The sequence below is a fragment of the Paenibacillus sp. UNC451MF genome, assembly GCF_000686845.1.
Taxonomy (GTDB): domain Bacteria; phylum Bacillota; class Bacilli; order Paenibacillales; family NBRC-103111; genus Paenibacillus_S.
In genome coordinates this window covers 1-25,739 of the sequence record NZ_JMLS01000043.1, presented here as the reverse complement: position 1 = coordinate 25,739, position 25,739 = coordinate 1, and the positions used below count along the sequence as shown (strand labels likewise).

Annotated in this window: 24 protein-coding genes, 1 rRNA gene and 1 other RNA gene; 21 read left to right on the top strand and 5 right to left on the bottom strand. The window is 47.5% G+C overall.

Annotation, left to right across the window (positions count from 1 at the left end):
• Positions 1 to 63: 63 nt before the first annotated feature.
• Together BP97_RS0129235 and BP97_RS0129230 are read right to left on the bottom strand one after the other, a co-directional pair.
• The gene (locus tag BP97_RS0129235) at positions 64 to 600 is read right to left on the bottom strand and encodes a hypothetical protein (RefSeq protein WP_036746753.1); all 537 of its coding nucleotides are present in this window, start codon (positions 598 to 600) and stop codon (positions 64 to 66) included.
• A gap of 186 nt (positions 601 to 786) precedes the next feature.
• Positions 787 to 2,844, bottom strand: coding sequence for a transglycosylase domain-containing protein (locus BP97_RS0129230; protein ID WP_028552289.1), 2,058 nt, complete (start codon positions 2,842 to 2,844; stop codon positions 787 to 789).
• Positions 2,845 to 3,120: 276 nt separating this feature from the next.
• Between BP97_RS0129230 and speE the strand changes: the two genes are divergently transcribed.
• Positions 3,121 to 3,948, top strand: coding sequence for a polyamine aminopropyltransferase (speE, locus tag BP97_RS0129225; protein WP_028552288.1), 828 nt, complete (start codon positions 3,121 to 3,123; stop codon positions 3,946 to 3,948).
• A gap of 34 nt (positions 3,949 to 3,982) precedes the next feature.
• Complete coding sequence (speB, locus tag BP97_RS0129220) at positions 3,983 to 4,852, top strand: agmatinase (RefSeq protein WP_028552287.1); 870 nt, start codon at positions 3,983 to 3,985, stop codon at positions 4,850 to 4,852.
• A gap of 65 nt (positions 4,853 to 4,917) precedes the next feature.
• Here the strand turns inward: speB and BP97_RS0129215 are convergent, their stop codons facing one another.
• Both BP97_RS0129215 and BP97_RS0129210 read right to left on the bottom strand, forming a co-directional pair.
• Positions 4,918 to 5,778: a metallophosphoesterase gene (locus BP97_RS0129215; protein ID WP_028552286.1), complete on the bottom strand. Its 861-nt coding sequence runs from the start codon at positions 5,776 to 5,778 to the stop codon at positions 4,918 to 4,920.
• A gap of 208 nt (positions 5,779 to 5,986) precedes the next feature.
• The gene (locus tag BP97_RS0129210; RefSeq protein ID WP_028552285.1) at positions 5,987 to 6,817 is read right to left on the bottom strand and encodes an AraC family transcriptional regulator; all 831 of its coding nucleotides are present in this window, start codon (positions 6,815 to 6,817) and stop codon (positions 5,987 to 5,989) included.
• A gap of 140 nt (positions 6,818 to 6,957) precedes the next feature.
• On the opposite strand from BP97_RS0129210, the gene BP97_RS0129205 reads away from it, so the two are divergent.
• Both BP97_RS0129205 and BP97_RS0129200 read left to right on the top strand, forming a co-directional pair.
• Positions 6,958 to 8,976 (top strand): beta-galactosidase, encoded by a 2,019-nt coding sequence (locus BP97_RS0129205; protein WP_036746752.1) that lies wholly within the window; start codon positions 6,958 to 6,960, stop codon positions 8,974 to 8,976.
• Positions 8,977 to 9,038: 62 nt separating this feature from the next.
• The gene (locus tag BP97_RS0129200) at positions 9,039 to 9,455 is read left to right on the top strand and encodes a YwiB family protein (protein ID WP_036746751.1); all 417 of its coding nucleotides are present in this window, start codon (positions 9,039 to 9,041) and stop codon (positions 9,453 to 9,455) included.
• Between the two features lie 38 nt (positions 9,456 to 9,493).
• Here the strand turns inward: BP97_RS0129200 and BP97_RS0129195 are convergent, their stop codons facing one another.
• Entirely contained in the window at positions 9,494 to 10,702 is a 1,209-nt protein-coding gene (locus BP97_RS0129195; RefSeq protein WP_051621039.1) for a S8 family peptidase, read from the bottom strand.
• A gap of 389 nt (positions 10,703 to 11,091) precedes the next feature.
• Here BP97_RS0129195 and rpoE point away from each other — a divergent pair, with 389 nt between their 5' ends.
• The 17 genes from rpoE to BP97_RS0129115 form a co-directional block, all read left to right on the top strand.
• Positions 11,092 to 11,682 (top strand): DNA-directed RNA polymerase subunit delta, encoded by a 591-nt coding sequence (gene rpoE, locus BP97_RS0129190; protein ID WP_028552281.1) that lies wholly within the window; start codon positions 11,092 to 11,094, stop codon positions 11,680 to 11,682.
• A 263-nt stretch (positions 11,683 to 11,945) separates the two neighbouring features.
• On the top strand, positions 11,946 to 13,547 hold the full coding sequence (locus tag BP97_RS0129185; RefSeq protein ID WP_028552280.1) for a CTP synthase: 1,602 nt from the start codon (positions 11,946 to 11,948) through the stop codon (positions 13,545 to 13,547).
• A 203-nt stretch (positions 13,548 to 13,750) separates the two neighbouring features.
• Positions 13,751 to 14,143: a response regulator gene (locus BP97_RS0129180; protein ID WP_028552279.1), complete on the top strand. Its 393-nt coding sequence runs from the start codon at positions 13,751 to 13,753 to the stop codon at positions 14,141 to 14,143.
• Between the two features lie 218 nt (positions 14,144 to 14,361).
• On the top strand, positions 14,362 to 15,216 hold the full coding sequence (gene fba, locus BP97_RS0129175) for a class II fructose-1,6-bisphosphate aldolase (protein WP_028552278.1): 855 nt from the start codon (positions 14,362 to 14,364) through the stop codon (positions 15,214 to 15,216).
• Between the two features lie 124 nt (positions 15,217 to 15,340).
• Positions 15,341 to 16,594, top strand: coding sequence for a UDP-N-acetylglucosamine 1-carboxyvinyltransferase (locus BP97_RS0129170; protein WP_028552277.1), 1,254 nt, complete (start codon positions 15,341 to 15,343; stop codon positions 16,592 to 16,594).
• A gap of 357 nt (positions 16,595 to 16,951) precedes the next feature.
• Positions 16,952 to 18,277 carry a transcription termination factor Rho gene (gene rho, locus BP97_RS0129165; RefSeq protein WP_028552276.1) on the top strand — a complete coding sequence of 442 codons (1,326 nt, stop codon included), beginning with the start codon at positions 16,952 to 16,954 and terminating at the stop codon, positions 18,275 to 18,277.
• A gap of 24 nt (positions 18,278 to 18,301) precedes the next feature.
• Positions 18,302 to 19,546: a radical SAM family protein gene (locus BP97_RS0129160; protein WP_028552275.1), complete on the top strand. Its 1,245-nt coding sequence runs from the start codon at positions 18,302 to 18,304 to the stop codon at positions 19,544 to 19,546.
• A 109-nt stretch (positions 19,547 to 19,655) separates the two neighbouring features.
• Positions 19,656 to 19,853, top strand: a complete 198-nt coding sequence (rpmE, locus tag BP97_RS0129155; protein WP_028552274.1) for a 50S ribosomal protein L31 — start codon at positions 19,656 to 19,658, stop codon at positions 19,851 to 19,853.
• A 140-nt stretch (positions 19,854 to 19,993) separates the two neighbouring features.
• A complete protein-coding gene (locus BP97_RS0129150; RefSeq protein ID WP_028552273.1) occupies positions 19,994 to 20,383 on the top strand; it encodes a hypothetical protein in 390 nt (129 codons plus the stop codon).
• A gap of 47 nt (positions 20,384 to 20,430) precedes the next feature.
• Positions 20,431 to 20,694: signal recognition particle sRNA large type (ffs, locus tag BP97_RS39445), an RNA gene on the top strand.
• A gap of 166 nt (positions 20,695 to 20,860) precedes the next feature.
• Entirely contained in the window at positions 20,861 to 21,922 is a 1,062-nt protein-coding gene (locus BP97_RS0129145) for an ATP-binding protein (RefSeq protein ID WP_028552272.1), read from the top strand.
• 66 nt (positions 21,923 to 21,988) lie between these two features.
• Positions 21,989 to 23,743: a DNA polymerase III subunit gamma/tau gene (dnaX, locus tag BP97_RS0129140; protein WP_028552271.1), complete on the top strand. Its 1,755-nt coding sequence runs from the start codon at positions 21,989 to 21,991 to the stop codon at positions 23,741 to 23,743.
• A 19-nt stretch (positions 23,744 to 23,762) separates the two neighbouring features.
• On the top strand, positions 23,763 to 24,074 hold the full coding sequence (locus tag BP97_RS0129135; RefSeq protein ID WP_028552270.1) for a YbaB/EbfC family nucleoid-associated protein: 312 nt from the start codon (positions 23,763 to 23,765) through the stop codon (positions 24,072 to 24,074).
• Positions 24,075 to 24,140: 66 nt separating this feature from the next.
• Complete coding sequence (recR, locus tag BP97_RS0129130) at positions 24,141 to 24,737, top strand: recombination mediator RecR (RefSeq protein ID WP_028552269.1); 597 nt, start codon at positions 24,141 to 24,143, stop codon at positions 24,735 to 24,737.
• Positions 24,738 to 24,897: 160 nt separating this feature from the next.
• Positions 24,898 to 25,173 (top strand): DUF2508 family protein, encoded by a 276-nt coding sequence (locus BP97_RS0129125; RefSeq protein ID WP_028552268.1) that lies wholly within the window; start codon positions 24,898 to 24,900, stop codon positions 25,171 to 25,173.
• The gene (locus BP97_RS0129120) at positions 25,173 to 25,442 is read left to right on the top strand and encodes a pro-sigmaK processing inhibitor BofA family protein (protein ID WP_231506484.1); all 270 of its coding nucleotides are present in this window, start codon (positions 25,173 to 25,175) and stop codon (positions 25,440 to 25,442) included. The genes BP97_RS0129125 and BP97_RS0129120 overlap by 1 nt, the downstream gene beginning before the upstream one ends.
• A 227-nt stretch (positions 25,443 to 25,669) precedes the next feature.
• A 16S ribosomal RNA gene (locus BP97_RS0129115) occupies positions 25,670 to 25,739 on the top strand; the annotation flags it as partial.

Genomic DNA, 25,739 nt, shown 5'->3' with positions numbered 1-25,739 from the left:
TATAATACAACGCGACAGCTTACGCAAAAGTTTCTGACTGTTGGCTAACATATACTCCATCATTTAAGTTGATGAGCTTAGGGCAAGCAGCTTGCTGCGGAGAACCTCCGGTAAGGGCTCCTCTAGAAGCCGCTGGAGCTGTTCGCGGTCTGCTCCGTGTTCACGAAGGTAGTCGAATAACTTAAGCGCCTTATCCTGCCGGTTCATTAGTGAATAAGCGATCGCCCAGACCAATGGGCTCCCCATGCGTATTTGTTCCCATACGGTTGTGGAATAAGAATGGAGCCGGCATACTCCGGACTCCGTATGAATGGCGAAGCCCCCGAATAGATCGATAGGCAGCGTATCATGAGGAATTGATATTCGGTAGCTGCTTGCAAAAGGATAATCGCCGCTAGGCGAATCGGTCCAAGGGATTCCTTGCAGCGCGTCCGCTATGACCTCAAACGGAGCATCCGTAGTAATATCCCAATCCCGAAAATGGTCGGAGAGGCCCAAGCTATATAATAGACCGCTCCCGCCGGAAGCATAATGAATGTTGGCTGCATCCAGACGGCCTGTTATGATGCGTACATTGGAAAGGCGAAGGTCTTGTCCCATGAGTAACCTCCTTATGTTTTGTGCAGCAAAGCTGGTAATGTATGTATAAACGTAAGAGAATTTATGTAGACTCATTTGCGGTTATAGGATGTCTAAACAGTATAGCATATCTGGCGTGTAACATTATGGAAACGCCCTCTTGGAACAGCAAACAAGCCGCACCGTATCCAGTGCGGCTTGCTCTGATTAATCATTCCACCAACGCTTCAAATCTTCCCACCAAGTACCATTGCCTTTTGGCTTGGATGGTTTGGCCGTGTCCTTCTTCTGCTCGGTGCAATAGTCGGTAGGTTCTGTCCCTTGCACGAAAGCCTCCATCCTGGAGTTCGGACAATCGTCGTTGGCCAGCTTGCCTGTAGCAGGATCAATATAGACGTTCGTGACCCCTTCAGGTATCGGGAACAGCTTTGGCGGCACCGACTCAAGCGCACGCTCGGTGAACTCCGCGAAGATAGGGGCGGCGAGATGCGATTCAACCGCATTGATGTTCCGGTCTTTATCGTAACCGACCCAGACAGCTGTAGACAGCTCCGGAGTATAACCTACCAGCCAAGCGTCTGTATTCGTCGTGCCGGTTTTGCCGGCAACCGGCCGCTTCAGCACGGAGGAGACGCGATTGCCTGTACCTCCGGTTTCGAACACGCTCTCCATGAGCTGGGTCATAACATACGTATAGGCTGGCGGAATGACTGATTCCTTAGCAGGATTCGCTTGATAAAGTACCCGCCCATAATTGTCTTCAATGCGAGTAATGGCCGTAGGCGCCACTCGAACGCCTTGATTGGCAAAAATGCCGAAAGCCGACGCCATCTCGAAGGGGCTGACCGGGAACGTACCGAGCGCCAGTGAAGGAAGGGGCTTCATCGCGCTGTTGATGCCCATTTTACGTGCCATGTCAATTACGTTCTCGGGACCTACATCGAGAATGGTATGGACGGCAAAAATATTATCCGACTTTGCTATAGCCTGTCTGAGATCGATCCAATCGAAATATTTATTATCGAAGTTGCTCGGCGTGTAAGTCTGCTTTCCATTGTCGTAACTGAACGTTGTTGGCTCGCTTTTAAACCGGGTCACCGGAGTGTACTGCTTCTGCTGAAGCGCAGTTACATACATAATCGGCTTAAAGGACGAGCCTGGCTGACGGGTATTGGATAGTGCACGGTTATACTGGTTTTCAGTGTAGTTGCGACCCCCGACCATAGCTTTTATGTAACCGTTGCGTGGGTCTATGGCTACGAGAGCTGCCTGCATCTCAGCATAAGGCTCCAATTCGGAGGAGACGGCTTCTTCGGCCACCCTCTGAGTATTCATATCGAGCGTTGTATAGATTTTTAAGCCGCCGTCATCGAACTGATCCTCTGTGATGCCTAGCTGCTCTGTGGCCACGCTGCGCACATAATCACGAAAGTACCCCGCTATGGCTGGTTTTCGAGGCTCTAGCGGCAGTATCGTCAGCTTTTCCTTAGCTGCTTGGTCAGCCTGTCCCTGATTGATAATGCCTGCGGACACCATGGTTTGGAGTACGGTCTCTTGCCGATCCTTTGAGCTTTTCAAATCGTAGTAAGGGGAATAATAGCGCGGACCTTTCGGAATACCCGCCAGCATCGCGCTTTCCCCGAGCGTCAAGTCCTTAGCGTCTTTACCGAAAAATAACTTCGATGCCGCTTGAATGCCGTAAGTGGAGTGCCCGTAATAAATTTGATTCAAATATTCATCCAATATTTCGTCCTTGGTCATGTGAAGCTCCATCTGGACAGCGTAGTACGTTTCCTTCAGCTTTCTTGACCAAGTGCGTTCGTGGGATAAATACAGGTTGCGAGCTAGCTGCTGCGTAATCGTTCCGGCCCCTTGCACCTTAGCCATATGTTGGAGGTTAACGACAGCTGCCCGGGCGATTCCGCGGATATCAAAGCCGTAATGATTGTAGAAATTACGGTCTTCAATGGCCAGCGTCGCTTGGACGAGATAGGAGGAGATATCCTCGAGAGGGACTTCCTGCCGGTTTTTCCCTCCGTTTAATGTTTCCAGCACTTCACCATGCATATCGTACATTTCAGTCGACGGTCCCATTTTCGAAACCGGCAGCGCTTGGGAGCGCATATATAAGAGCAGAATGAAGATGACGGCCGTGCTCAAAAGGAGTGTGGAGAAGGCGAGTGAGGTTGCTGTTTTCAGCTTACGGAACCAACGTAATTCGTCTTGGCCTGCCGGGTTGTTTTTGTTCGCATCGGACACGTTCATCCATCCTTTCGTAATCGTATTAATAGCTTCACTATCCATTATGGAAAAACATAGAAACACCTATTCAATTATTGGATGACTCAAGTTAAATTTTTTTAAACATTACGAATTTAAACCCCGTATGTATTTGCATTTTTAGGTGGATACACTATAATACAACTTGACGCAAAACTAGCAGTAGATGACGCAGTAAATCGGCCCGTTTTGATTTGGGTAATAATATGCAATAATAACCTGTAGTTAACGGTATGATGAAGAAAGAAAGGGGAACTGATAATGGAATTATGGTACACGGAGAAACAAACAGAAAGCTTTGGTATTACAGCTAAAATTCGTGAGACGCTTGTAACGGAGAAAACCGATTTTCAAGATCTCGCTATGATCGATACAGAGGAATTCGGACGCATGCTCGTTTTGGACGGCATGGTTATGACCACGATTAAAGATGAGTTTGTTTATCATGAAATGGTGGCGCATCCTGCGCTCTATACGCATCCTAATCCGAAGCATGTACTTGTTGTAGGCGGCGGTGACGGTGGAGTTATTCGTGAAGTGCTGAAGCACCCGGAAGTAGAGAAAGCGGTTCTGGTTGAAATCGACGGCAAAGTTATCGAGTACTCCAAAAAATATTTGCCTGAAATCGCAGGCGAGTTAGACAACCCTCGTGTAGAAGTTATCGTGAACGATGGCTACATGCATATCCATGACCATAAAAATACATACGATGTTATTATGGTCGATTCCACAGAACCGGTTGGACCAGCGGTAGAGCTGTTCTCCCGCGGTTTCTATCAAGGTATTTTTGAAGCGCTGAAGGAAGACGGTATCTTTGTAGCGCAAACGGACAACCCTTGGTTCAAGGCTGACCTTATCCAAACGGTTAACCGTGATGTAAAGGAAATTTTCCCTATCGTACGCGTATACTGCGCTAACATTCCGACATACCCAAGCGGCTTGTGGACGTTCACATTAGGCAGCAAAAAGTACGATCCGCTCGAAGTTGACGAAACGAAAATTCCAGAAATCAACACGAAATATTATACGCCTCGACTGCATAAAGCGGCTTTCGCACTGCCGAAATTCGTTGAAGATCTTACCAAGTAATTCATTACTATTTCTAAGTAAGGAAGTGTAACGCATGCGTTTGGATCAAGCTTATTCCGGCAACGTATTTATTTTAAGCTCCGATAATTATGAGGCTTCTCGTGCAGTCATTTACGGGATGCCTATGGACTATACGGTCAGTTTTCGCCCAGGGTCCCGTTTTGGCCCTCCCCGTATTCGGGAAGTGTCGATCGGTCTTGAGGAATATAGTCCTTATCTAGACAAAAGCCTCGAAGATATTTCTTACTTCGACGCAGGTGATTTGCTACTGCCTTTCGGTAACCCGGCACGCAGTCTTGATATCATTGGGGAGTATGTGCGCGGCTTGCTGAATGACGGTAAATTCCCATTGGGTCTTGGCGGTGAGCATCTGTGCTCTTGGCCGGTTTTCCGCGAGGTGTACGCGAAGTACCCCGATTTGGCTATCGTACATTTTGATGCTCATGCGGATTTGCGCGAGCAGTACGAGGGCGAACCCTTGTCGCACTCCACACCGCTTCGCAAAGCGGCTGAATTAATGGGCGGACGCAACATTTACCAATTCGGTATTCGTTCCGGCTCCCGTGAGGAATTCCGATATGCTCGTGAGAACATTAATTTCCATCCGTTTGAAGTACTGGAGCCTTTGAAAAAGGTGCTTCCAGAGCTTGCCGGACGTCCGATCTACTTGACGATCGATATCGACGTGCTAGATCCATCCTGCGCACCGGGAACCGGTACGGCAGAAGCAGGAGGCATCACCTCGAAGGAGCTTCTAGCGGCTATTCATGCTATGGCTGCGGCTAACCTGAATGTTGTAGGTGCCGATGTAGTGGAGGTAGCTCCTGCATACGACCCGACAGAACAGACGCAAATCGTAGCGGCTAAGCTCATTAGAGAAATTTTGCTCGGACTTGTGAAATAAACAATAGGATTAAATAAAGGCAGCTCCTGTCGCATGCGGCGCAGGTAGCTGCCTTTTTGCTGTATTTACACCGAATTGAGGGTGATGACGGTTAGTTCGGGACGGCAGTAAAAGCGGACAGGGTATTGGGATACTCCGATCCCCCGATTGGTGTATACCTGCAGCTTGCCATCGCCTAACGTGTACAGGCCATCTACATATTTCTTGGCGTATTGAGGCGTAACAATATGGCCGTAGAAGGGGAGGCGGACTTGACCGCCGTGACTATGTCCAGACAGCTGCAAATCGATCGGGTACTGGAGGGCGATGTCGGCAAAATCGGGACAGTGAGATAGCAGCAGTACGCAATCATTGGGAGGAACGGACTGCATTGCCTTCTTGATGTCCGGAGCTCCGTTCCACATATCTTCTACGCCGCTCAGCCATAAATAGCTGTTGCCTCGATTGAGAGCAATAGACTGGTTGTTCAGAACATGAAAGCCGCCGTCGGACAATATTTTCGTAATTCTTTTCGGCTCCTTGCCGTAATAATCGTGGTTTCCGAGTACAGCCCCTTTGCCGAGCGGCGCCTTTAATCGAGACAAGGCTTGAATGACGGCAGGGGAGTCCTCTAAGATCACATAGTCGTACAGATCTCCTGTGAAGCAAATCAGATCGGGTTCGTGAGATTGAATAATGTCCACTAAGTGAGCCAACTGCTCGGCCGTATAGTAAAACCCTAGGTGCACATCGCTGAATTGAACGATTCTCATACCGGAAAAGGCAGACGGTAGTCTTTTTAGCGTTAGGGTTAGATGGGTTGTTTGCAGCCAGCGGGGTTCGGCGTAACGGGCATAACCGTAGCCACCCATGGATAGAACGGCAAGCTGGGCAAAGCCGGAAATGGTTTTTTTCAGAAAAGATCTTCTGCTCAGGTTGGAAGTCATATGCTGGACTCCAAGACTCGATAGGGGGAATGGGAGCCAGATCGGTTATAGATAGCGCTCGCATCAATAGAGCTCCAATAGGGGAACCTGTTATCGTTATCTGCAGCTTGATGATGTTCAGAGACTAGCAACATGTCATACACCGCTCCTTATTTTGGAAAAACATTCATATTGTATTTACGCTTTGTGTCGTGGAAAGGTTGCTATATTAATTCAGGCGGTGAATTTTGCGGAAGCTGCTTGGTGTGAGACCTTCCTGCTTTTTGAACAGCTTAATGAAGTAACTGCTATCCTCGTAGCCTACGCAGCGGGCGATATCGCGAACCTCTGCATTCGGCTGCTCCAGCAGCAGTTCCTTTGCTTTGCGCAGTCGGAAGCGGGTCAGATAGGCGAAGGGTCGGATGCCGAGCGTCTGCTGGAACAGGAGGCAGGTGTGCTGAGGTGTGACGCCAAGCTGGTCAGCCAACTGCTGCAAGCTAATCGGTTCATGATAGTGAGCCTCCATGTACAAAAATGCCGGAGCCAGCTGCTCCGCATGCTGCCTTTTGGTACGTACCTCTGAACGGGAGGCATACAAAAATAAATCGAGCAGCAGCTGATAGCCGAGGGAAGAGCATTCTGCTCCACGCAGCGGATCTTCCGATTGCAGGATCGAGACGATGGAGTTGATTTTGTTTAATGTTACATCCGGGTTGCTCAAATACAGGATTGTGGAAGCATCAAAATTCATGGATGATAGCAGCTCGGCCATATGGGCGCCGTTGAACGTAATCCATTTTACCGTCCACGGTTCGCGAATCGGAGCATAACCGTGTTTCTCGTTAGGGAGCAGAAACATGCCTTGACCTTCGCTTACCGTATATTGCTTACCCCCAACCTCCAGTTGCCCGGCTCCGCTCACCGTTTGAATCCATTGATAGTCGGGAAAACCCTTCTCTCGATGCATAGGCTCTTGATTGCGCCAACCGCCCGCATTCGTTATATAGATGGGATACTTCAAATCCATTTCTGTCATGACACCGAATATGTTGTAGTCCAAGGTTAGGAACACCGCCTTATGCTTCCAGCAGAATCAAATATGAATATATTTATATTAACAAGAAAATGATTCGATTGAAATAGTACCTTGAGTGGACGTATCCTATGCATATGATCCTATTTTAGAGGAGGGTTCTTGTTATGTCCGTTTCAAAAAATGTTAAGCTGCCCAATTTATTCTACGGTGGTGATTACAATCCGGAGCAGTGGCCGGAGGAAGTGTGGAAGGATGATATGCGTCTGATGAACAAAGCAGGCGTCAATATTGTCAGCGTTGGTATTTTCAGCTGGGCGGCACTGCAGCCCGGTCCCGATACGTATGATTTCGCTTGGTTGGATCGTCTGATGGATTTAATGGCAGAGCACGGCATCATGGCTGACCTGGCTACGGCTACCGCTTCGCCGCCTGCATGGCTGGCTAAGCTTCACCCGGATTCTTTACCGGTGGATGAGAACGGGGCTCGTTATGCGCAGGGCTCGCGTCAGCACTATTGCCCTAACAGCAAGGCGTTCCGGTTGTACGGCCAACGCCTGGTTCGCAAGCTGGCAGAGAGGTACAAGGATCATCCTGCCCTTGCCATGTGGCACATTAACAATGAATATGCTTGCCACATTTCTCAATGCTTTTGTGATGAATGCACCCGCGAATTCCGTGTCTGGCTGGAGAAGCGCTACAGCACGCTCGATGAATTGAATGCTCGTTGGGGAACGAATTTCTGGAGCCAAAAATATTATGATTGGGATGAAATCGGATTACCAGGCAAAACGCCAACATATCCTAACCCGGGCCAACAGCTTGATTACAAGCGTTTTATGTCCGACAGCCTGCTGGACGCTTATTTGGGTGAACATCGCATCTTGAAGGAAATCACTCCTAACTTGCCTATAATGACCAATTTTATGGGGGCTTTCAAACCGCTCGACCATTTCGAATGGGCCAAGCATATGGACGTTGTAACTTGGGACAGCTATCCAGAGCCGACGGCAGGGATTCCAGTGTTCGCGGCTATGCAGCACGATTTGATGCGCAGCTTGAAGGGCGGGCAGCCTTTTATTCTTATGGAGCAGGTTACAAGCCAGGTGAACTGGCGTCAGCATAATCCGCTTAAGCGTCCTGGCGTGATGCGTTTGTGGAGCTATCAGACGATTGCGCATGGCGGGGACGGCGTTATGTTCTTCCAATGGCGTCAATCCGGAGCCGGGGCAGAGAAGTTCCATGGTGCTATGGTGACGCACACTGGGGATGAGAACAGCCGCATTTACCGTGAGGTCGAGCAGCTCGGCCAAGAGCTGAAGCAGCTGGATGCTCTTGTAGATTCCCGTGTGGAGGCCAGAGTAGCCATTATCTTCGATTGGCATAACTGGTGGGCGCTGGAGCTTGATTCCAAGCCGAGCCGTGATGTCCTGTACCTTGAGCAAGTAAAGCAGTATTACCAGGCGTTATTCGAGCATAACGTAGGCGTGGACTTCGTACAGCCGGATGCCGATCTAAGCAGCTATAAGCTGGTGCTTGCTCCAGCGCTCTATATGGTCGGTCCGGGTGTTGGGGCCAACTTGGAGTCGTATGTGAGTAACGGCGGTACGCTGCTTACGACCTTCTTCAGTGGGATTGTCGACGAGAACGACCGTATTCATCTGGGCGGTTACCCGGCGCCGCTTCGTAAGCTGCTCGGTATCTGCGTCGAGGAGTTTGATCCTATGCTGCCGGGTCAGACTAACGGCATCGCCGTATCCGGCAACGGGGAATACAGCTGCAATCTGTGGGCGGATCTTATTCGTTTGGAAGGTGCGAGTTCGCTTGCCACCTTTACATCGGATTTCTTCGCAGGCTCTCCTGCTGTGACGGAGCATCCTTTCGGTCAAGGAAAGGCTTACTATGTAGGTACGCAGCCTGAGCCAGGCTTCATCAAGGAGTTCATCGGCGGCATCTTGGCCGATTTGGAGCTGCGGGCTCCTTTGACGGCTCCTGCCGGAGTGGAGATGAGCGTACGCAGAGCGAAGAATGGGGAGCGTTATGTGTTCGCGTTGAACCATAATGCGCAGAAGGCAAGCATTGGGCTTCCCGAAGGTATCTTCGTTGATCTTATAAGCGGCCAGTCAGCGCGTGCTTCGTTGGAGCTCGGTCCTAACGGGGTTGCCATACTTCAATTGCAAGGATAAGCCGTTCTTGAAAAGTTCTCCCTGTTTCGTTACACTGATGCGTGTGGCAGGAGGTGCGGAATATGAAGACGGCGGTATCGGTAAATATCGAAAGCTATTCAGAGGATCAGCGCGTGCAGCAGCAGGTCGATGGCGATTTGTACCAGAAGGGCGATCATTATTATTTGCGTTATGAGGAGTCGGATCCGGAAATGTCGGGGACGATGACAACGATCAAGCTGGAGCGGGAGCGCATAAGGTTATTGCGCAGCGGGAATGTGCGCTCGGAGCTTACGTTTGTTCAAGGTCAGAGTTGCCGGGGCGTCTATGAGATGCCTCAAGGCACGCTTCAGATGCATACATTAACGAACTCCTTAATCATGGAGTTGACTGGTGGCCTGGGCACAGTCGATTGGAGCTATGATTTGTATGTATTAGGGGAGAAGTCCGGCTCCTTCCGGTTAAAAGTTACCATTTCCACACGGCAGCAGCCTCAATGAATAGCTCAACAGTAAAAAACGGTTTCGGACGGCAGGTGTTAGTTGCCGCTCGAAACCGTTTTTGATGATACTGCCCCAACAGCCCTCATGGCATTGATTTCTTTAATGCCGATACCGGATTTGCTGGATTTTAAAATAAGCTTGGCATTTTTCTTAATGATGGATTTCACTTGCATAGGCTTTAAGCCCGGCTTCCGGGCAAGCATGAGAGCGATCACTCCGGTGACATGCGAAGTGGCCATAGAGGTGCCGCTTAATTCGTGGTATTTCCCTCTCAGCCATGTTGAATATACTTTTTCGCCGGGGGCGTAAATATCTATTTTTTTGCTAATATTGCTAAATGGTGCGATTTGCCCGCGACGGGTAGTCGCTCCCACTGCGATGACTTGGCGAAGCCGGGCGGGGTAATCGATCCCTGCTTTTTTGCCTTCGTTCCCTGAAGAGGCAACGACGATAACTCCTGATTCGTACGCATTGCGTACGGCGGATTCCAGAGCTTTGCTGTATGTTTTCATTCCAAAGCTCATGTTGATAATGTTGATTTGATTTTTTACGCACCAGTCGATGCCGCTAATAATATCGGATACGAACGCGCTTCCTTGATGGTCAAATGCTTTGACCGGATGAATTAAAGCTTGCGGCGCTACGCCTATAATTCCTCGCTGCCGACTTGATGCAGCTATCGTTCCTGCAATATGGGTCCCGTGACCATTGTCATCATTAGGCAGCAAATAGCGGTTCAATAGATTGACTCCATGCGACAGGCAATTGCGCAGGTCCGGATGTGTGTAATCGGCCCCGGTATCGATAACCCCGATGTGGATGTGTTCTCCCTTGGACTTGCTCCACGCTTGAGGAGCTCGGATATGTCTTATACCCCAAGGGATGTTCTGCGCCCCACTGGTTGATTTGGCGCTGGAGCTGGTAGGCTGAATCGATGTGAGCGCCTTCGCAGCATGAACCTTCATACGCGTGTCCGTTTCTATGGACTGGATAAAAGGGAGATCGGCCAATAGCTCTGGAGATTGCAAGCTGCAGGAAATGGCATGGATGATTTTTAGCGGTTGGACTTCCTGTAACCGGGTCATTTTTTTCTTGAGGCGTTTAATTTGTCTTAGGCACGCGGAGTAATGATTGACATCACTGAATCGAATGATGTGCTTGCGATCGTTGTTATCTGTGCCCTCCATGGCTCCATGTAGCCATTCTACAAACGTGGATGGTTTCACAATTGATCTTCCCCCCATGCATCGGCCTCTGGAATCATACGCTTTGCAATATCGTATGTGGGAGGAAGTCCGGCGGCATGTGCACCTAACCTTTATATAAATAATTGGGTAAGAACCCGTGTCATATGGGAAATTCGCACATACGATAAATAGAGAGAGTCAGTCGATTCTCTTCAGCATTAATGAGGGTTGGGGGCGGAGCTGAACTCGGTCCTCGCGGATACAGTCAAAGCGAAGGAGGTCCTCCTTCGCTTCTTTACTTTTTTTGCAGTTCTTCTGTCGGCAAAAAAAGCGATCTCTCGGACAGACTCCTAGTTGCTTTTTTGCATAAAATAAGGTTTACTAAATGAGTATAATGGATATTATGAGTTAGGACTCTTGTAAAATGTTCGAAGGGATGTGCTTGGATGAGTGGACAGTACACTCTAAAGGTCGGTGCTGAGCAAGCAAAAGAAATGCCGATGGTCGATCTAGCATTTGAATTGCTGAAAGCAGCGAATACGCCTTTTTATTATCGTGATTTAATGGCAGAAATCGCCAAAATTAAAGGCCTCTCTGAAGATGATGTCATGCAGGTTATCGCTCAACTATATACGGAGATCAATATAGACGGCCGATTTGCATGTGTCGGCACGAATTTGTGGGGACTGAAGCGCTGGTATCCGGTTGAGAAGTCCGAGGATGCTGTAGGCAGCGGCAAACGTCCGCGCATCATTAACGATGAAGACGACGATCTGGACGACGAGGATCTCTTCGCCGAAGAGGAAGACAATTTTGCCGAAGAAGAAGATTACGACAACTTCGACAAAGTGCGTGATGAGGACGACTTTGAAGCCGAAGAAGAGGCTGAAGAGGAGACTGAATTCTTCGAAGAAGAAGAAGAGATCGAGGAAGAAGAGATCGAAGGCAATGATCTGGGTGATGATTCCGAAGATGATTTGGAAGATTCGGATGACGAAGAATTCGAAGATGAAGATGAGGACGACGGTAAGAAATAAACCAATTCTCTCCTCCTCCTTGACAGCGATGATCGATCAGAGTAAACTATTTTCTGGGCTTTGGAAAAGATCGAATCATGACGAATGTCTTGACTATAAAGTGCCCCGCGCAAGTCGGGGCATTTTTTCTTTTTTTATGGGGGATTTTTTTGGACGTTCCACGCTGCTGAACGTGAAATTATTTTGGCGTGGAAGTAGTTGCTTTCCTTCCGTTTATGAGAACTGATTTCGCGCAATACTATCAATATTGGAGGGTTACATACATGACCAAGTATATTTTCGTCACGGGGGGCGTTGTTTCCTCATTGGGCAAGGGGATTACAGCGGCATCGCTCGGAAGGCTCTTGAAAAACCGGGGGCTGAAAGTTACCATTCAAAAATTTGACCCTTATATTAACGTAGACCCGGGAACGATGAGTCCATATCAGCACGGGGAAGTTTTCGTAACGGATGATGGTGCGGAAACCGATTTGGACTTGGGTCACTATGAACGTTTTATCGATATTAACTTATCTAAGAACAGCAACGTCACGACAGGGAAGATCTATTCTTCCGTTATTACGAAAGAACGTCGCGGTGAATATCTTGGCGGTACCGTGCAAGTTATTCCGCACATTACAAACGAAATCAAGGACCGCGTATTCCGCGCTGGACGTGAAGCGCAGTCGGATGTCGTTATTACCGAGATCGGCGGAACTGTAGGCGATATCGAGAGCTTGCCGTTTATCGAGGCTATTCGCCAAATTAAAAGCGACATCGGCCGCGAGAATGTCATGTACATTCACGTTACGCTGATTCCTTATTTGAAAGCAGCCGGAGAGGTAAAAACCAAACCGACTCAGCACAGCGTGAAAGAGCTTCGCGGTATCGGTATTCAGCCTCATGTTGTTGTTTGCCGTACGGAGCATCCACTTTCCGAGGACCTAAAACGCAAGCTGGCCCTGTTCTGCGATATTGACGAAAGTGCTGTTGTTGAGTGTTTGGATGCTGACACATTGTATGAAGTGCCTATGATGCTTCGCGAGCAAGGGCTTGACGATATCGTCGTCAATCATTTGAAGCTGACTACGAACGAACCGGATATGACCGAATGGGAAAACCTTGTACATCGCGTCAAATCCTTGAAGCATACGACAGAAATTGCTATCGTCGGTAAATATGTTGCTTTGCATGATGCTTATTTAAGTATTGTAGAAGCGCTCGGACATGCCGGAATTGATTGCAATACGGAAATCAAAATTCGTTGGGTTAACGCCGAAGAAGTGAATGACAACAACGTTAAGGATTTACTGGGTGGCGTACAAGGTATTCTTGTACCAGGCGGCTTCGGCGATCGCGGTATCGAAGGTAAAGTATCGGCTATCCGCTACGCGCGTGAGAATAACGTTCCATTCTTCGGTATTTGCCTGGGTATGCAGGTTGCCGTTGTGGAGTATGCTCGTTCCGTGCTGAAACTTGAGGGTGCGAATAGCTCCGAGATCAATCCGACTACGCCTTATCCGGTTATCGACCTGCTGCCTGAGCAGAAGGATATTGAAGATCTTGGCGGTACGATGCGTCTTGGATTGTATCCGTGCAAACTGGTTGAAGGCTCGCTCGCTATGCGCTGCTATGATGATGAGCTTGTCTATGAGAGACATCGTCATCGGTACGAATTTAATAACCAATACCGCGACACGCTGGAAGCGGCAGGGTTGAAAATTACCGGTACTTCTCCGGACGGCCGTTTGGTCGAAATCATTGAATGCCCTGAACACCCATGGTTCTTGGCGGTGCAGTTCCATCCGGAATTCACTTCCCGTCCGAACCGCCCGCAAGCCTTGTTCAAACATTTTGTGCAAGCTGCATTCCAAATGAAAAATTAGTCATAGATCGTCTAACGTTAGCATATTCATATCAGCGAGATTTCGCGTTGTTTCTTCAGAATCTCCTTTAATTGTAAAACTTTTCAACTTTCCGCAGAAACAAGAAGGAAAATCGGGGTTGGCATCGAATCTATCTTGAGAGGATAGTTAGACAGGACGGAATTCCGACACACAAACGAAAGCGGAATGAGGAGGTTACCGTATTGAAGAAGAAGTTGCTAATTGTTGATGATCAGAACGGTATTCGCATCTTGTTAATGGAAGTGTTCAGCAGCGAAGGATATGAAACCTACCAGGCTTCTAACGGGAAGCTGGCTCTAGAGATTGTGAGAACGGCGTCTCCTGACCTTGTGCTCTTGGATATGAAGATTCCTGGTATGGACGGCTTGGACATATTAAAGCATATCAAAGCTATTGATTCTTCAATTAAAGTCATCATGATGACGGCGTATGGCGAGCTGGACATGATCAAAGAGGCCACAGATTTAGGTGCAATCATGCACTTTACGAAGCCTTTTGATATCGATGAGCTGCGGCATGCGGTCAACAATCAGTTGCGACTTACAGGTAACAATTCATATGCGGTGGGATCCTGATTTACAGGATCTCTTTTTTTTGCCCATAATTGGCATGCTGTTGAGTCCGCTTACATGCAAAAAAAGCAGTCAAAACGGGTCCTTTTTGACCTGCTTGTCCTGAAAAAAGCTGTAGGCTTGGTTATCATTTTAAGCTTTCTATGATATAATAACCCAGTATGACACAAGAGCGGTCTTCGTACTTAACTCGGTCAATAAACACTAGGAGGAAGAGTCACATGCCATTGGTTTCAATGAACGAATTTTTGCCTAAGGCAAAAGCGAACAAGTATGCGGTGGGACAATTCAACATGAACAACCTTGAATTTGCTCAAGCAATCGTAGAAGCAGCTGAGGAATTGAAGTCACCTTTCATTTACGGTGTTAGTGAAGGGGCTTTGAAGTATATGGGTATCGAATTTACAGTTGCTATTGCTGAAGCAGCTGCTAAAAAATCCGGCTTGCCGATCGCATTGCATCTGGATCACGGCAGCAGCTTTGAAGTAGCTATGAAATGTATCCGTGCTGGTTTTAGCTCTGTTATGTTCGACGGTTCCCACTATTCTTTCGAAGAAAACATTCGTTTGACGAAAGAAGTCGTTAAAGCGGCTCACGCGATGGGCGTTTCCGTTGAAGGCGAGCTTGGAACAATCGGCGGCGTAGAAGACGATCTGAGCGTTGACGAAGAAAATGCAAGCTTGGCTAAGCCAGAAGAAGCTATTCGTTTCTATGAAGAAACCGGCGTTGACTGTCTGGCAATCGCAGTAGGTACCGCTCATGGTATGTACGCTGGCGAGCCTAACATCCATTTTGATATTATCGAGAAAGTTTCCAAAGCTATTCCAGTTCCTGTCGTACTTCACGGAGGATCCGGCGTACCTGACGAAATGATCAGAAAATCCATCGCAGCAGGGGTCGGCAAAATCAACGTTAACACTGAAAACCAAGTAGCATGCACCGAGGCTATTCGCGAAGTGCTGAACAAAGATGCTAAAGTGTACGATCCTCGTAAATACCTCACTCCTGCCCGCAAAGCCATGATTGATGTGGTTAAATCCAAAATTCAATTGTTCGGAAGCTCCAACCAAGCTTAAGTTTTATATATGGGAAATGCATCGTTGCGGTGTATTTCCCTCTATTCTTTCATTATAACCCCGATAATAGGTTGATTCGTTTGTTTAGTGCTTTAAAGCAGTCATGTGGGAGGAAGAGGGACGAATGGAAAAGTTGATGGTCTCCGGCGGTCGTCCGCTGAGGGGGACGGTCCAGATAAGCGGCGCTAAGAACAGTGCTATTGCTTTAATTCCGGCCGCTATTTTATCGGAGACAACAGTAACACTGGACAATTTGCCAATTTTAAGCGATGTTGCCATTTATACAGAACTTTTAGAAGAGCTAGGTGCGACGGTAGAATGGAAGGAAGATCGAATGATCATTGATCCGAGCCGTCTGCAATCCAAATCAATGCCTAACGGCAATGTGAAAAAGTTAAGAGCCTCTTATTATTTAATGGGAGCGCTGTTGGGACGTTTTGGGGAAGCAACTATCGGATTACCTGGTGGATGTAATTTTGAACCGCGTCCAATCGATCAGCATATTAAAGGTTTTGAAGCGTTGGGAGCGCGTGTAAGTACTGAGAATGGTGCCTTACATATCTATGCAAAAGAGCTTCGTGGAGCAAAAATTTATTTGGATGTTGTTAGCGTAGGGGCAACGATCAACATTATGTTGGCAGCTTCTCGTGCCAAAGGCGTCACTTTGATTGAAAATGCGGCCAAAGAGCCTGAAATTATAGATGTTGCTACTTTATTGAATGCCATGGGTGCCAAAATAAAAGGAGCAGGAACAGAAACGATCCGCATCGAGGGCGTGGATTCGATGCATGGATGCCATCATTCTATTATTCCCGACCGCATACAAGCAGGGACTTATATGATCGCTGCGGCTGCAACTCGCGGGGATGTCATCGTAGATAATGTAATACCGAAACATATGGAAGCTTTGACGGCCAAATTGCAGGAAATGGGCGTTCATATTTACGAGATGGACGAATCCATTCGCGTTGTAGGCCAGCCGATATATGAAAGCGTCGACGTTAAAGCGCTAGTATATCCGGGCTTTGCTACGGATTTGCAGTCGCCTATGAGCAGCTTGCTAACCCAAACCAAGGGAGTCAGTATACTGACCGACTATGTTTATAGCAATCGGTTCAAGCACGTTCCAGAGCTTCTGCGAATGGGAGCCAAAATCAAGGTTGAGGGTCGTTCCGCTGTCATTGAAGGATGTCAATTGAGCGCAGCCAAAGTGAAAGCAACGGATCTTCGTGCCGGAGCAGCGCTCGTTATTGCCGGCCTTACCGTACCTGATGGTGTAACGGAAATAACGGGTGTTGAATATATCGACCGGGGTTATGATCATTTGGTTACGAATCTATCAAATTTAGGTGCAGAGGTATGGCGTAAGAACGAGTAATATTCGTATAGACTCCACCTTTTTGGGTAATGCTAGACAGTGTAATTGCTGAAGGAAAAATTTCGGAAATCTTAGATATCACGGCACACTAAATGGTTAAGTATCAGTATGAAGCAGCTTTCTTACGAAAAGCTATCTGCATGGAGATTATGCGCGGGCTTAGCATCAGCGGGCGTACCCTAAAGATGGTTTTTCGCAAGAAAGACTTGCTGCTCCTTTCCTCAATCCCCGACTGCTTCCTTAGTGGGTTTTCTCCGAGAACTTGTATCTTCCCGGCATTGAAAGAGGTCCTTTAACACGCAATGCTAGAGTTATACGCTAAGCCTTGAAAATATAATAGTTTGGTGGTTAGAAATTATGGATATGCATCTAGCACAACTAGAGGCACTCAAATTGACAGAGCTTTATCAATTGGCCAAGAAGCATCAAATTCCTTATTACGGGCAATTGAAGAAAAAAGAACTTATTTTTGCTATTTTACGAGCACAGGCTGAAAAAAGCGGACTGATGTTTATGCAGGGCGTGCTGGAAATTCTTCAGGACGGCTTTGGCTTTCTTAGACCTATCAACTACTTGCCGAGCTCGGAGGATATTTATATCTCTGCTTCCCAGATTCGCAAGTTTGATTTGCGTTCCGGCGATCTTGTATCAGGTAAATGCCGTCCTCCAAAAGAAAATGAGCGGTATTTCGGATTGCTGCATGTGGAAGCTGTGAATGGTGAAGATCCTGTAACAGCAGCGGAACGACTGCACTTCCCGGCATTAACTCCTCTGTATCCGCAAAAGAAATTGGTACTTGAGACATCCCCTACGCATTATTCCACTCGTTTAATGGATTTATTGGCTCCCGTAGGATTAGGGCAGCGCGGCTTGATCGTAGCTCCGCCCAAAGCAGGTAAAACTTTGCTGCTTAAGGAAATTGCTAACAGTATTTCGACCAATCATCCGGATATCGAACTGTTTGTCCTGCTGATTGACGAGCGCCCGGAAGAAGTGACGGATATGCAGCGCTCGGTTAAAGGCGAGGTTATCGCTTCTACCTTTGATGAGCTGCCTGAAAACCATATCAAGGTTGCCGAGCTGGTGTTAGAGCGCGCACAACGCTTGGTTGAGCACAAGAAGGACGTTGTTATTCTAATGGATAGCATTACGCGTCTTGCACGGGCCTACAACTTGGTTGTGCCTCCAACAGGACGTACGCTTTCCGGCGGTATCGATCCCGGTGCGTTCCATCGTCCAAAAAGATTTTTCGGTGCTGCCCGTAACATTGAAGAAGGCGGCAGTTTGACCATATTAGCAACAGCCTTGGTTGAAACAGGTTCGCGTATGGACGACGTTATTTATGAAGAGTTTAAAGGAACGGGAAATTTGGAGCTGCATTTGGATCGTAAGCTGGCAGAGCGCCGTATTTTCCCGGCCATCGATATTCGTCGTTCCGGTACCCGCCGCGAGGAAATGCTCTTAACCAAAGAAGAGCTGGATAAAGTATGGGCAATTCGTAAGAGCATGAACGATTCACATGAATATTTGGAAGCTTTCCTTAAGAAGCTTGCGGATTCTAAGACGAATCAAGAGTTTTTGGATATGCTGGAAAAAAGTAACGGGGCTAGTTCGGGCAGCAGCAGTGGATCTTCATCCTCATCAGGCACTACCAAGCGAGTGAAGAACTCTTCTGCTTCGTAATTCAACAAGATAGGAGCATTAGCCATGAACTTGCTATATGCCGACCGTGACGGTAACGTGTTTGATCATCCTGACTATGTTGCGCTCGGTCGTAATGGAGAAATGATAACGGATATTATGGAAGATGAGCTGATTCCCCTTCCTGAAGGAGCTACCTTGGTAAGCTTGCCGGACACACGCCCTATAGGCTTGAATGCGGCAACGGGAGAAATGGAAGTAGTTCCTGGCGATGTAACGGCAGTAGGAGCACTTCTTCCACAAGGCTTCACTCGTCTTCTTCTTCCGGGCTATGTCAAATCGGATAAAAGCAAGCTGCTCCCGCTATTCGGATATACGGCTGCTATTTGGAAGGATGGGCGGTTTTATGTAGCTGCTCACCAAAGCGACGATCCGGAACGCTGGAATCCGCGCAATTGTGATCCTGATGAGCTGGAGCTTCAGGTTCAACGTTTAGTGGAGCAGTATAGCGATAATCGGCTGTACAAACATTTATCCAACTGTGCGTTAGGCTATGAATGCCTTACCGCATCGAATACGTTCTTGAACCGTTGGGAAGGTGCTGTTCCCGTATCGTTTTCCTGTAATGCCGGCTGCTTCGGCTGTATTTCCGAACAGCCTGACGATAGTGGATTTCCTGCTCCTCAGACGCGGATGAATTTTAAACCGACAGTAGACGAGGTTGTTCAAGTTATGCTGGAGCATCTTAAGACTCCGGATAGTATTATCAGCTTCGGGCAAGGCTGTGAAGGTGAGCCGTCAACGCAAGCTCCTACCATTATTCAAGCGATGCGTCGGGTGCGTGAGCAAACGAGCATGGGATATATCAATATCAATACGAATGCCGGTTTAACCGATCATATTCGCGGTATAGTGGATGCAGGACTTAATCTGATGCGGGTCAGCACGATCAGTGCATTGGACGACCATTATAACGCTTATTACAAACCGCGTGGCTATACGCTGAAAAACGTTGAGAAGTCGCTTCGCTATGCAGCAGACAATGGTGTCTACACCTCGATCAACTACTTGATCTTTCCTGGAGTTACGGACAGAGAAGAAGAGATCGAAGCTATGATCGAATTTGTAAGACGTACGGATTTGAAACTGATACAGCTGCGGAACTTGAATATTGACCCTGAGAGCTATCTCGGATTAATTCCCAAGCCGCAGGGCGAGCAGCTTGGCATGAAGCAGATGCTGGAGATTTTCCGCGAGGAACTGCCTAATGTCGTGCTCGGTTCTTATACCCATGTTCCTCCAAGGCTGTAATTCGTACAAACCACTTGCATCGAATATGTTGAGCGTGATATACTACACTCATGTGTGTAATTGATAACTCTGATTCACATGGTGTTTCAGGGCAAAAGAGGTGAAAGCAATGAAAGAAGCAATCCATCCTACGTACCATAACACAACGGTTACGTGCGCTTGCGGCAATACCTTTGAAACAGGTTCGATCAAACAAAATCTTCGTGTAGAGATTTGTTCCGCTTGCCATCCGTTCTTCACCGGTAAACAGAAGTTTATTGATGCCGGCGGTCGCGTTGATAAATTTAAAAAGAAATACGGTATCTAATTTTAGACCGTTTTCCAGATGTCTTACAGCATAATCGTGCCTCCTGTGGCTATCCTAAGAACAAAGCAGCAACTGTTCGATGACTAAGGTCATTCCAGTTGTTACCCAGCTCTTAGATGGTTGCAGGAGGTGTTTTTGTTTTGAAACCAAAGAAAGCTTTAATTCTGTGTACGGTGCTTGCCACTGCGTTAATCGGTACCGCTTGTCAAAAGCAGGATGGAACCACTAGGGTGAAGTCGTACTCTCGAGATGGAGCGCTCGGAATAACCGAAGTGAATCCAAACATGCCGATGAGTCCAACGTACCACACGTATATGGATGACACCCGTTTAATGAAGGAAACAATAAAACAAGTGCCTCAGGTCACAGGTTCCACAATCACGATGAATGGGCCTATAGCTACAGTGAGACTGACTGTGCCTGCAAGCTTATCTGCTGAGGAAGCAGCACGAGTGGAAAAAGACGCCCATGACAAACTGACAAAAGCCATGCCGCGATACACGGTGAAAGTTTCCGTTTCTCGCAAATAATACCCGTAGGTTGCTATTTCCTGTGGAATCGTCTATACTTATCTTTGCCGTGCTAGACGGGGAGGTAGCGGTGCCCTGTAACCCGCAATCCGCTGTAGCGGGGTCGAACGCCTATTCGCGGTATTACGATGTAAGGTCTGGGTTTTAGAATCGGTGTTGAGAGTTGGGTCCTCCGCAATGGATGCTTGTGAATCCGGTCAGGTCCGGAAGGAAGCAGCCGTAAGCAAGATGTTTCATGTGCCGGAGGGTTGCCTGACTTGAGTCGAGTCTAAAAATTCCGCTTGGATCGTAATATCAAGGTAGGTGCACGGTATTATTTTTATCCATATGAAATTACATAAACATCGTTTTTCAGCCGTTGGGTTGAGGAATGGTGTTTTTTTATGGCAACAGAAGGAAAATGAAAAATTTAGGAGAATTGTATACTAAAGTTAACTTAGGAAATGTTTAAAGGGGTATAGCTTAGGAGGTGGCACGTTGCAGCGGGGGTTGAATTTGCTACAGCAATTCGCCGGAACATTTATAAAGGATGTCAATTTGGGAGTCATGCTTATTGATACCAGCTTTAAGCTGATTGACATCAGTGAGATGGCGTGCCGTGTGCTTGGCTTAGTGAAAGAGAAGGTGCTGGGGCGGCCAGTGGATCATATTTTTGGGACGCTGCCACCTGAGCACCAATTGGTGCAGCGTAACATTTTAGAAGGAATGGTGGTTCGTAATCATGCGTTGTCATGGACGAACAACCAGGAACGCTATGAGCTGCTGCTGGATTCCAATGTTCTGCGGGACGAAAGTAATCAGATAGCTGGCGCTTACATTATTTTTAAAGATGTGACGAATCTGCGTTCGTTGGAAGAACAGGTTCAACGCAGCGACCGGCTGGCAATGATCGGACAGATAGCGGCAGGAACGGCTCATGAAATTCGCAATCCATTGACCTCGATTAAAGGCTTCCTACAGGTGCTTCGTAAAACACTCCAAGAGCAAGGAATGGAACGGGAATGCGGCTATACCGAAGTCATGCTTACAGAAATGAATCGGATTAATGAGCTGGTCAACGAGTTTTTGCTACTAGGCAAGCCGAAGAACGTTACATATTCATCCGTTGATTTATCGCAAGTTGTGAAGGATATATTGCCGATCATTAATAATGAGGCCATTCTTCACGGTGTTATTGTTCAGTGCGACATGACCAAGGAGCTCCCTCAAGTCATAGCCGATAAGGAGTTGTTGAAACAAGTCTTCTTGAACATTTGCAAAAATGGCATTGAAGCCATGGGTGATGGAGGTCATTTGACCATTACGGAAAGGGTGGACGATGAGGAACGAAGAGTGAACATAGAAATTCACGATACAGGTCCTGGTATACCGCTTTTTGTTATTGATAGGATTTTTGATCCGTTTTTCACCACGAAGCAGGAAGGTACAGGACTTGGGCTGTCCATCTGCCAACGCATCATCCATGATATCGGAGGTCATATCCGCGTTTCCTCGAAAGGCTTCGGAACTACTTTCACACTGAGCATTCCTTTCCCCTAAGCCACTTCATTCAGCCGTAGATGTGTAGTATAATAGACGGGATAAACAATTGTTGGAGAGGAAGCTATGGCACATATCGCATTATACCGAACGTGGAGACCGCAGGCTTTCCGGGAAATTGTAGGTCAGAAGCACATAGTTCAAACCTTGCAAAATTCGCTGCGCGAAGGACGTTATACGCACGCTTACTTGTTTAACGGCCCACGGGGAACGGGGAAGACGAGTGCTGCCAAAATATTGGCTAAAGCCGTCAATTGTTTGAAAGGTCCTGCTGAGGAGCCGTGTAACGAGTGCGCTAACTGCATCCGTATTACCGAAGGCGCGGTCATGGACGTCGTGGAGATTGATGCTGCCTCCAACCGGGGCGTAGAAGAAATTCGCGACATTCGTGATAAAGTGAAGTACGCACCTACGGAAGTACGGCAAAAGGTGTACATCATCGACGAAGTTCATATGCTGACAACGGAAGCCTTCAACGCTTTGTTGAAAACATTGGAGGAGCCTCCCGCGCATGTGATGTTTATTCTGGCCACAACGGAGCCGCATAAGCTGCCGGCAACGATTATTTCTCGCTGCCAGCGATTCGATTTCCGGCGTGTGTCACTCGATGAGCAAGTAGAGCTGCTTCATGAGGTTTGCAGGGAAGAGCAGATTGATGCTGAAGACGAGGCGATTCGCTTCATAGCCAGATTATCCGATGGAGGCATGCGCGATGCTTTAAGTTTGCTGGATCAAATCATGGCGTTCTCAGGCAAAAGCATCACTTATGACGATGTGGTATCGATTACTGGAGGCATGGCAGGAGATCAGTTTGAGAAACTGGTGCATGCTGTGAAACGACGGGACGTCGGTGCCGTATTAAAGTTGATTGATGACTTCATGCAGGAGGGCAAAAGTGCGGACAAATGCATGGAGAGCCTTCTGTACTATTTCCGCGATTTGCTTATGGTTAAGATGGTGCCTGGATCGCAGGCAGTCACAGACCGTATCATAGATGTCAAACAATTTGCTGAAGTGGCGGAGTCGTTCACAACCCAGGAGCTTATCTCCATGATGGACACATTAAACCACTACCAGACGGAGATGAAATATTCCGTACAGCCCCAAACGCTGCTGGAAGTGGCTTTGATGAAGCTTTGCAGCTCTATAGGTGCTTCGAGCTCTGATCAACCATTGGCAGCGGCTCATACAGCTGGTTCTACCCAAGCTCCAGATGGACTGGTCACTCAATTGACAGGTCGAATCCAAAAGCTGGAGGAACAGATTGCACAGCTGCTTAAGCAGGGTGTAGCTCCAGCTGCTGCTGGCTCAGGCCATTCGAGCGGACCTTCAGGTGGATCGAGAGCGCCGTCTGTACCTGTAGCTATGAAGAAGGTTGAGAAGCTGGAAGGATACCTGCAGGCGAAGGATACCGATGATACTAGAGCTGTTCTGCAACGGTGGAGTCAGGTGCTTGGTCGAGTTAAGGAACAAAAAATTACGATCCATGCTTGGTTGGTGGACGGCGAGCCTGTTGCCGTGTTCGATGGCGCGCTATTGGTTGCCTTCAAGAGCTCCATGCACAGAGAAACAACGGAGAAGCCCGCGAACAAACAACTAATCGAGCAAGTCATGAGTGAAATTCTGGGTAATCCCCTTCGTCTCGTAACTATTATGCTGAAGGATTGGAAAGCAGCCGCTGAACAATCGAAGCCTGTCGACAATGGGAACGAGGAGCTAAAGCTGGTGCATGAGGATGAACCGGCTGGAACGAAGGAAGAATGGATTCATGAGGCCATCCAAATGTTTGGCGAGGATCTGGTGAAAATAAAAGAAGATTGATGACGAGGAGTGGATTTGAATGAACAACATGAATCAAATGATGAAGCAAGTCAAGAAAATGCAGGAGCAAATGCTGAAAACACAAGAGGAGCTCGCGCAAAAAACGATCGAGGGCTCTGCTGGCGGCGGCGTAGTTACCGTTAGTGTCAATGGCCAAAAGAAAGTAACCGGTATTGTTATTAAACCGGAAGCTGTAGATCCGGATGATGTTGAAATGCTGCAGGATCTTGTGTTGACAGCAATCAACGACGCAATGAACAAAGCTGAGGAAATGGCTAACAAAGAAATGTCCCGCTTAACTGGCGGTATGAATATCCCAGGCTTGTTCTAGTTGTATTATATTTGCGATTCAATGGTGTACAGGGAATATACTTTAACAGCATAAGGAGCTATCTCTTTGTTTTATCCCGAACCGTTAGCCAAACTGATCGACGCGTTTTCCCGGTTGCCCGGCATTGGGCCTAAGACTGCGGCACGACTTGCGTTTCACGTGCTGCGCATGAAGGAAGACGACTGTATCGATTTCGCCAAAGCCCTGGTCAATGTCAAAAGAAACTTGCACTATTGTTCCGTCTGCTGCAACATTACGGATACAGATCCTTGCCGTATATGTCAGGATAAAAGCAGGGACCGCTCTGTCATCTGTGTCGTTCAGGAGCCTAAGGACTTAGTTGCGATGGAAAGAACCAAAGAGTTTAATGGATACTACCATGTTCTTCATGGAGCTATCTCACCTATGGAAGGAATCGGACCTGACGAAATCCGTATTGCGGATTTGTTGAAGCGTCTGTCCGATGAGCAAGTTCAAGAGCTCATTCTAGCTACTAATCCGAATATCGAAGGCGAAGCAACGGCAATGTATTTGTCGAGACTTGTTAGACCATTTGGATTGAAAGTAACGAGAATTGCTCACGGTCTTCCAGTGGGTGGCGATTTGGAGTACGCCGATGAGGTTACACTGACAAAAGCGCTTGAAGGACGCCGGGAACTGTAAACGTATGACAAGTCAGTGCTGAATACAAGGAGTCGTTAAGAATAACATTTGTTATTCAATAACGGCTTCTTTTTTATGTGCAAAATGAGAGATTCGGTTCTACCTAAGCGTGTTGATTGATATGTATAGAACATAGGGACAAACTTAGGAGGGATCGAGAATGAAGCTATGGCAAAGATTGAGCTCGAAGCATCGGAAACATGCAGAGCTTATGAAAAATGAGAGGCTTCAGCTGCTGCTGGAGATAGGAAGAGCTCATAGTGAGTGGGTTGCAGCGCAGCAACGGTTGGATTATGTGGTAGAAAAAGATCAGATCGACTATGCGGTATATGCTATGGAGGCGGCGGAAAAGAGATTCGAAATGCTGATCAAGCAGGCGAAACATATGAAGCTCTCAGCGATAGATGTGTATAGAGGGAGGCTAATGGAAGGCTGATGATAAAGCAATATATGCTGTGGGGAATACTCATTGTCTCCGGTTTACTGTTAATCGTTACCTTATTTAGACATAAGCATACGTTTCAATGGATAGGCTTTTTATGCTTGAATGTTGCATTTGCTGCATTTTTGTTATATATTTTAAATCTATTCGGGCCCTATACCCGAGTAGAAGTTCCGTTGAATCCTGCAACTGTAGGGACGGTCAGTGTGCTTGGAGTACCTGGTCTGCTAATGCTTATTGCATTGAAGCTATGGGTTGTATAAGGCTATTTAATGCCAAGTTTTCATTGAAATAAAAAAAGACTTGCATTATAGAATGGAACTGTGATATATTAATCAAGTCGCCGCTAAACGGTGCGACGATAAAAGGTAGAAATTGTCCTTTGAAAACTGAACAACGAGTGAATGTTTTAAAGAGAATGAAAATTCTCGCTAGCATTGAATTTTGAGCTTAAGACAAGCTCTGTTATACGATCACTTCGGTGATCACTTTAATGGAGAGTTTGATCCTGGCTCAGGACGAACGCTGGCGGCGTGCCTAATACATGCAAGTCGAGCGGT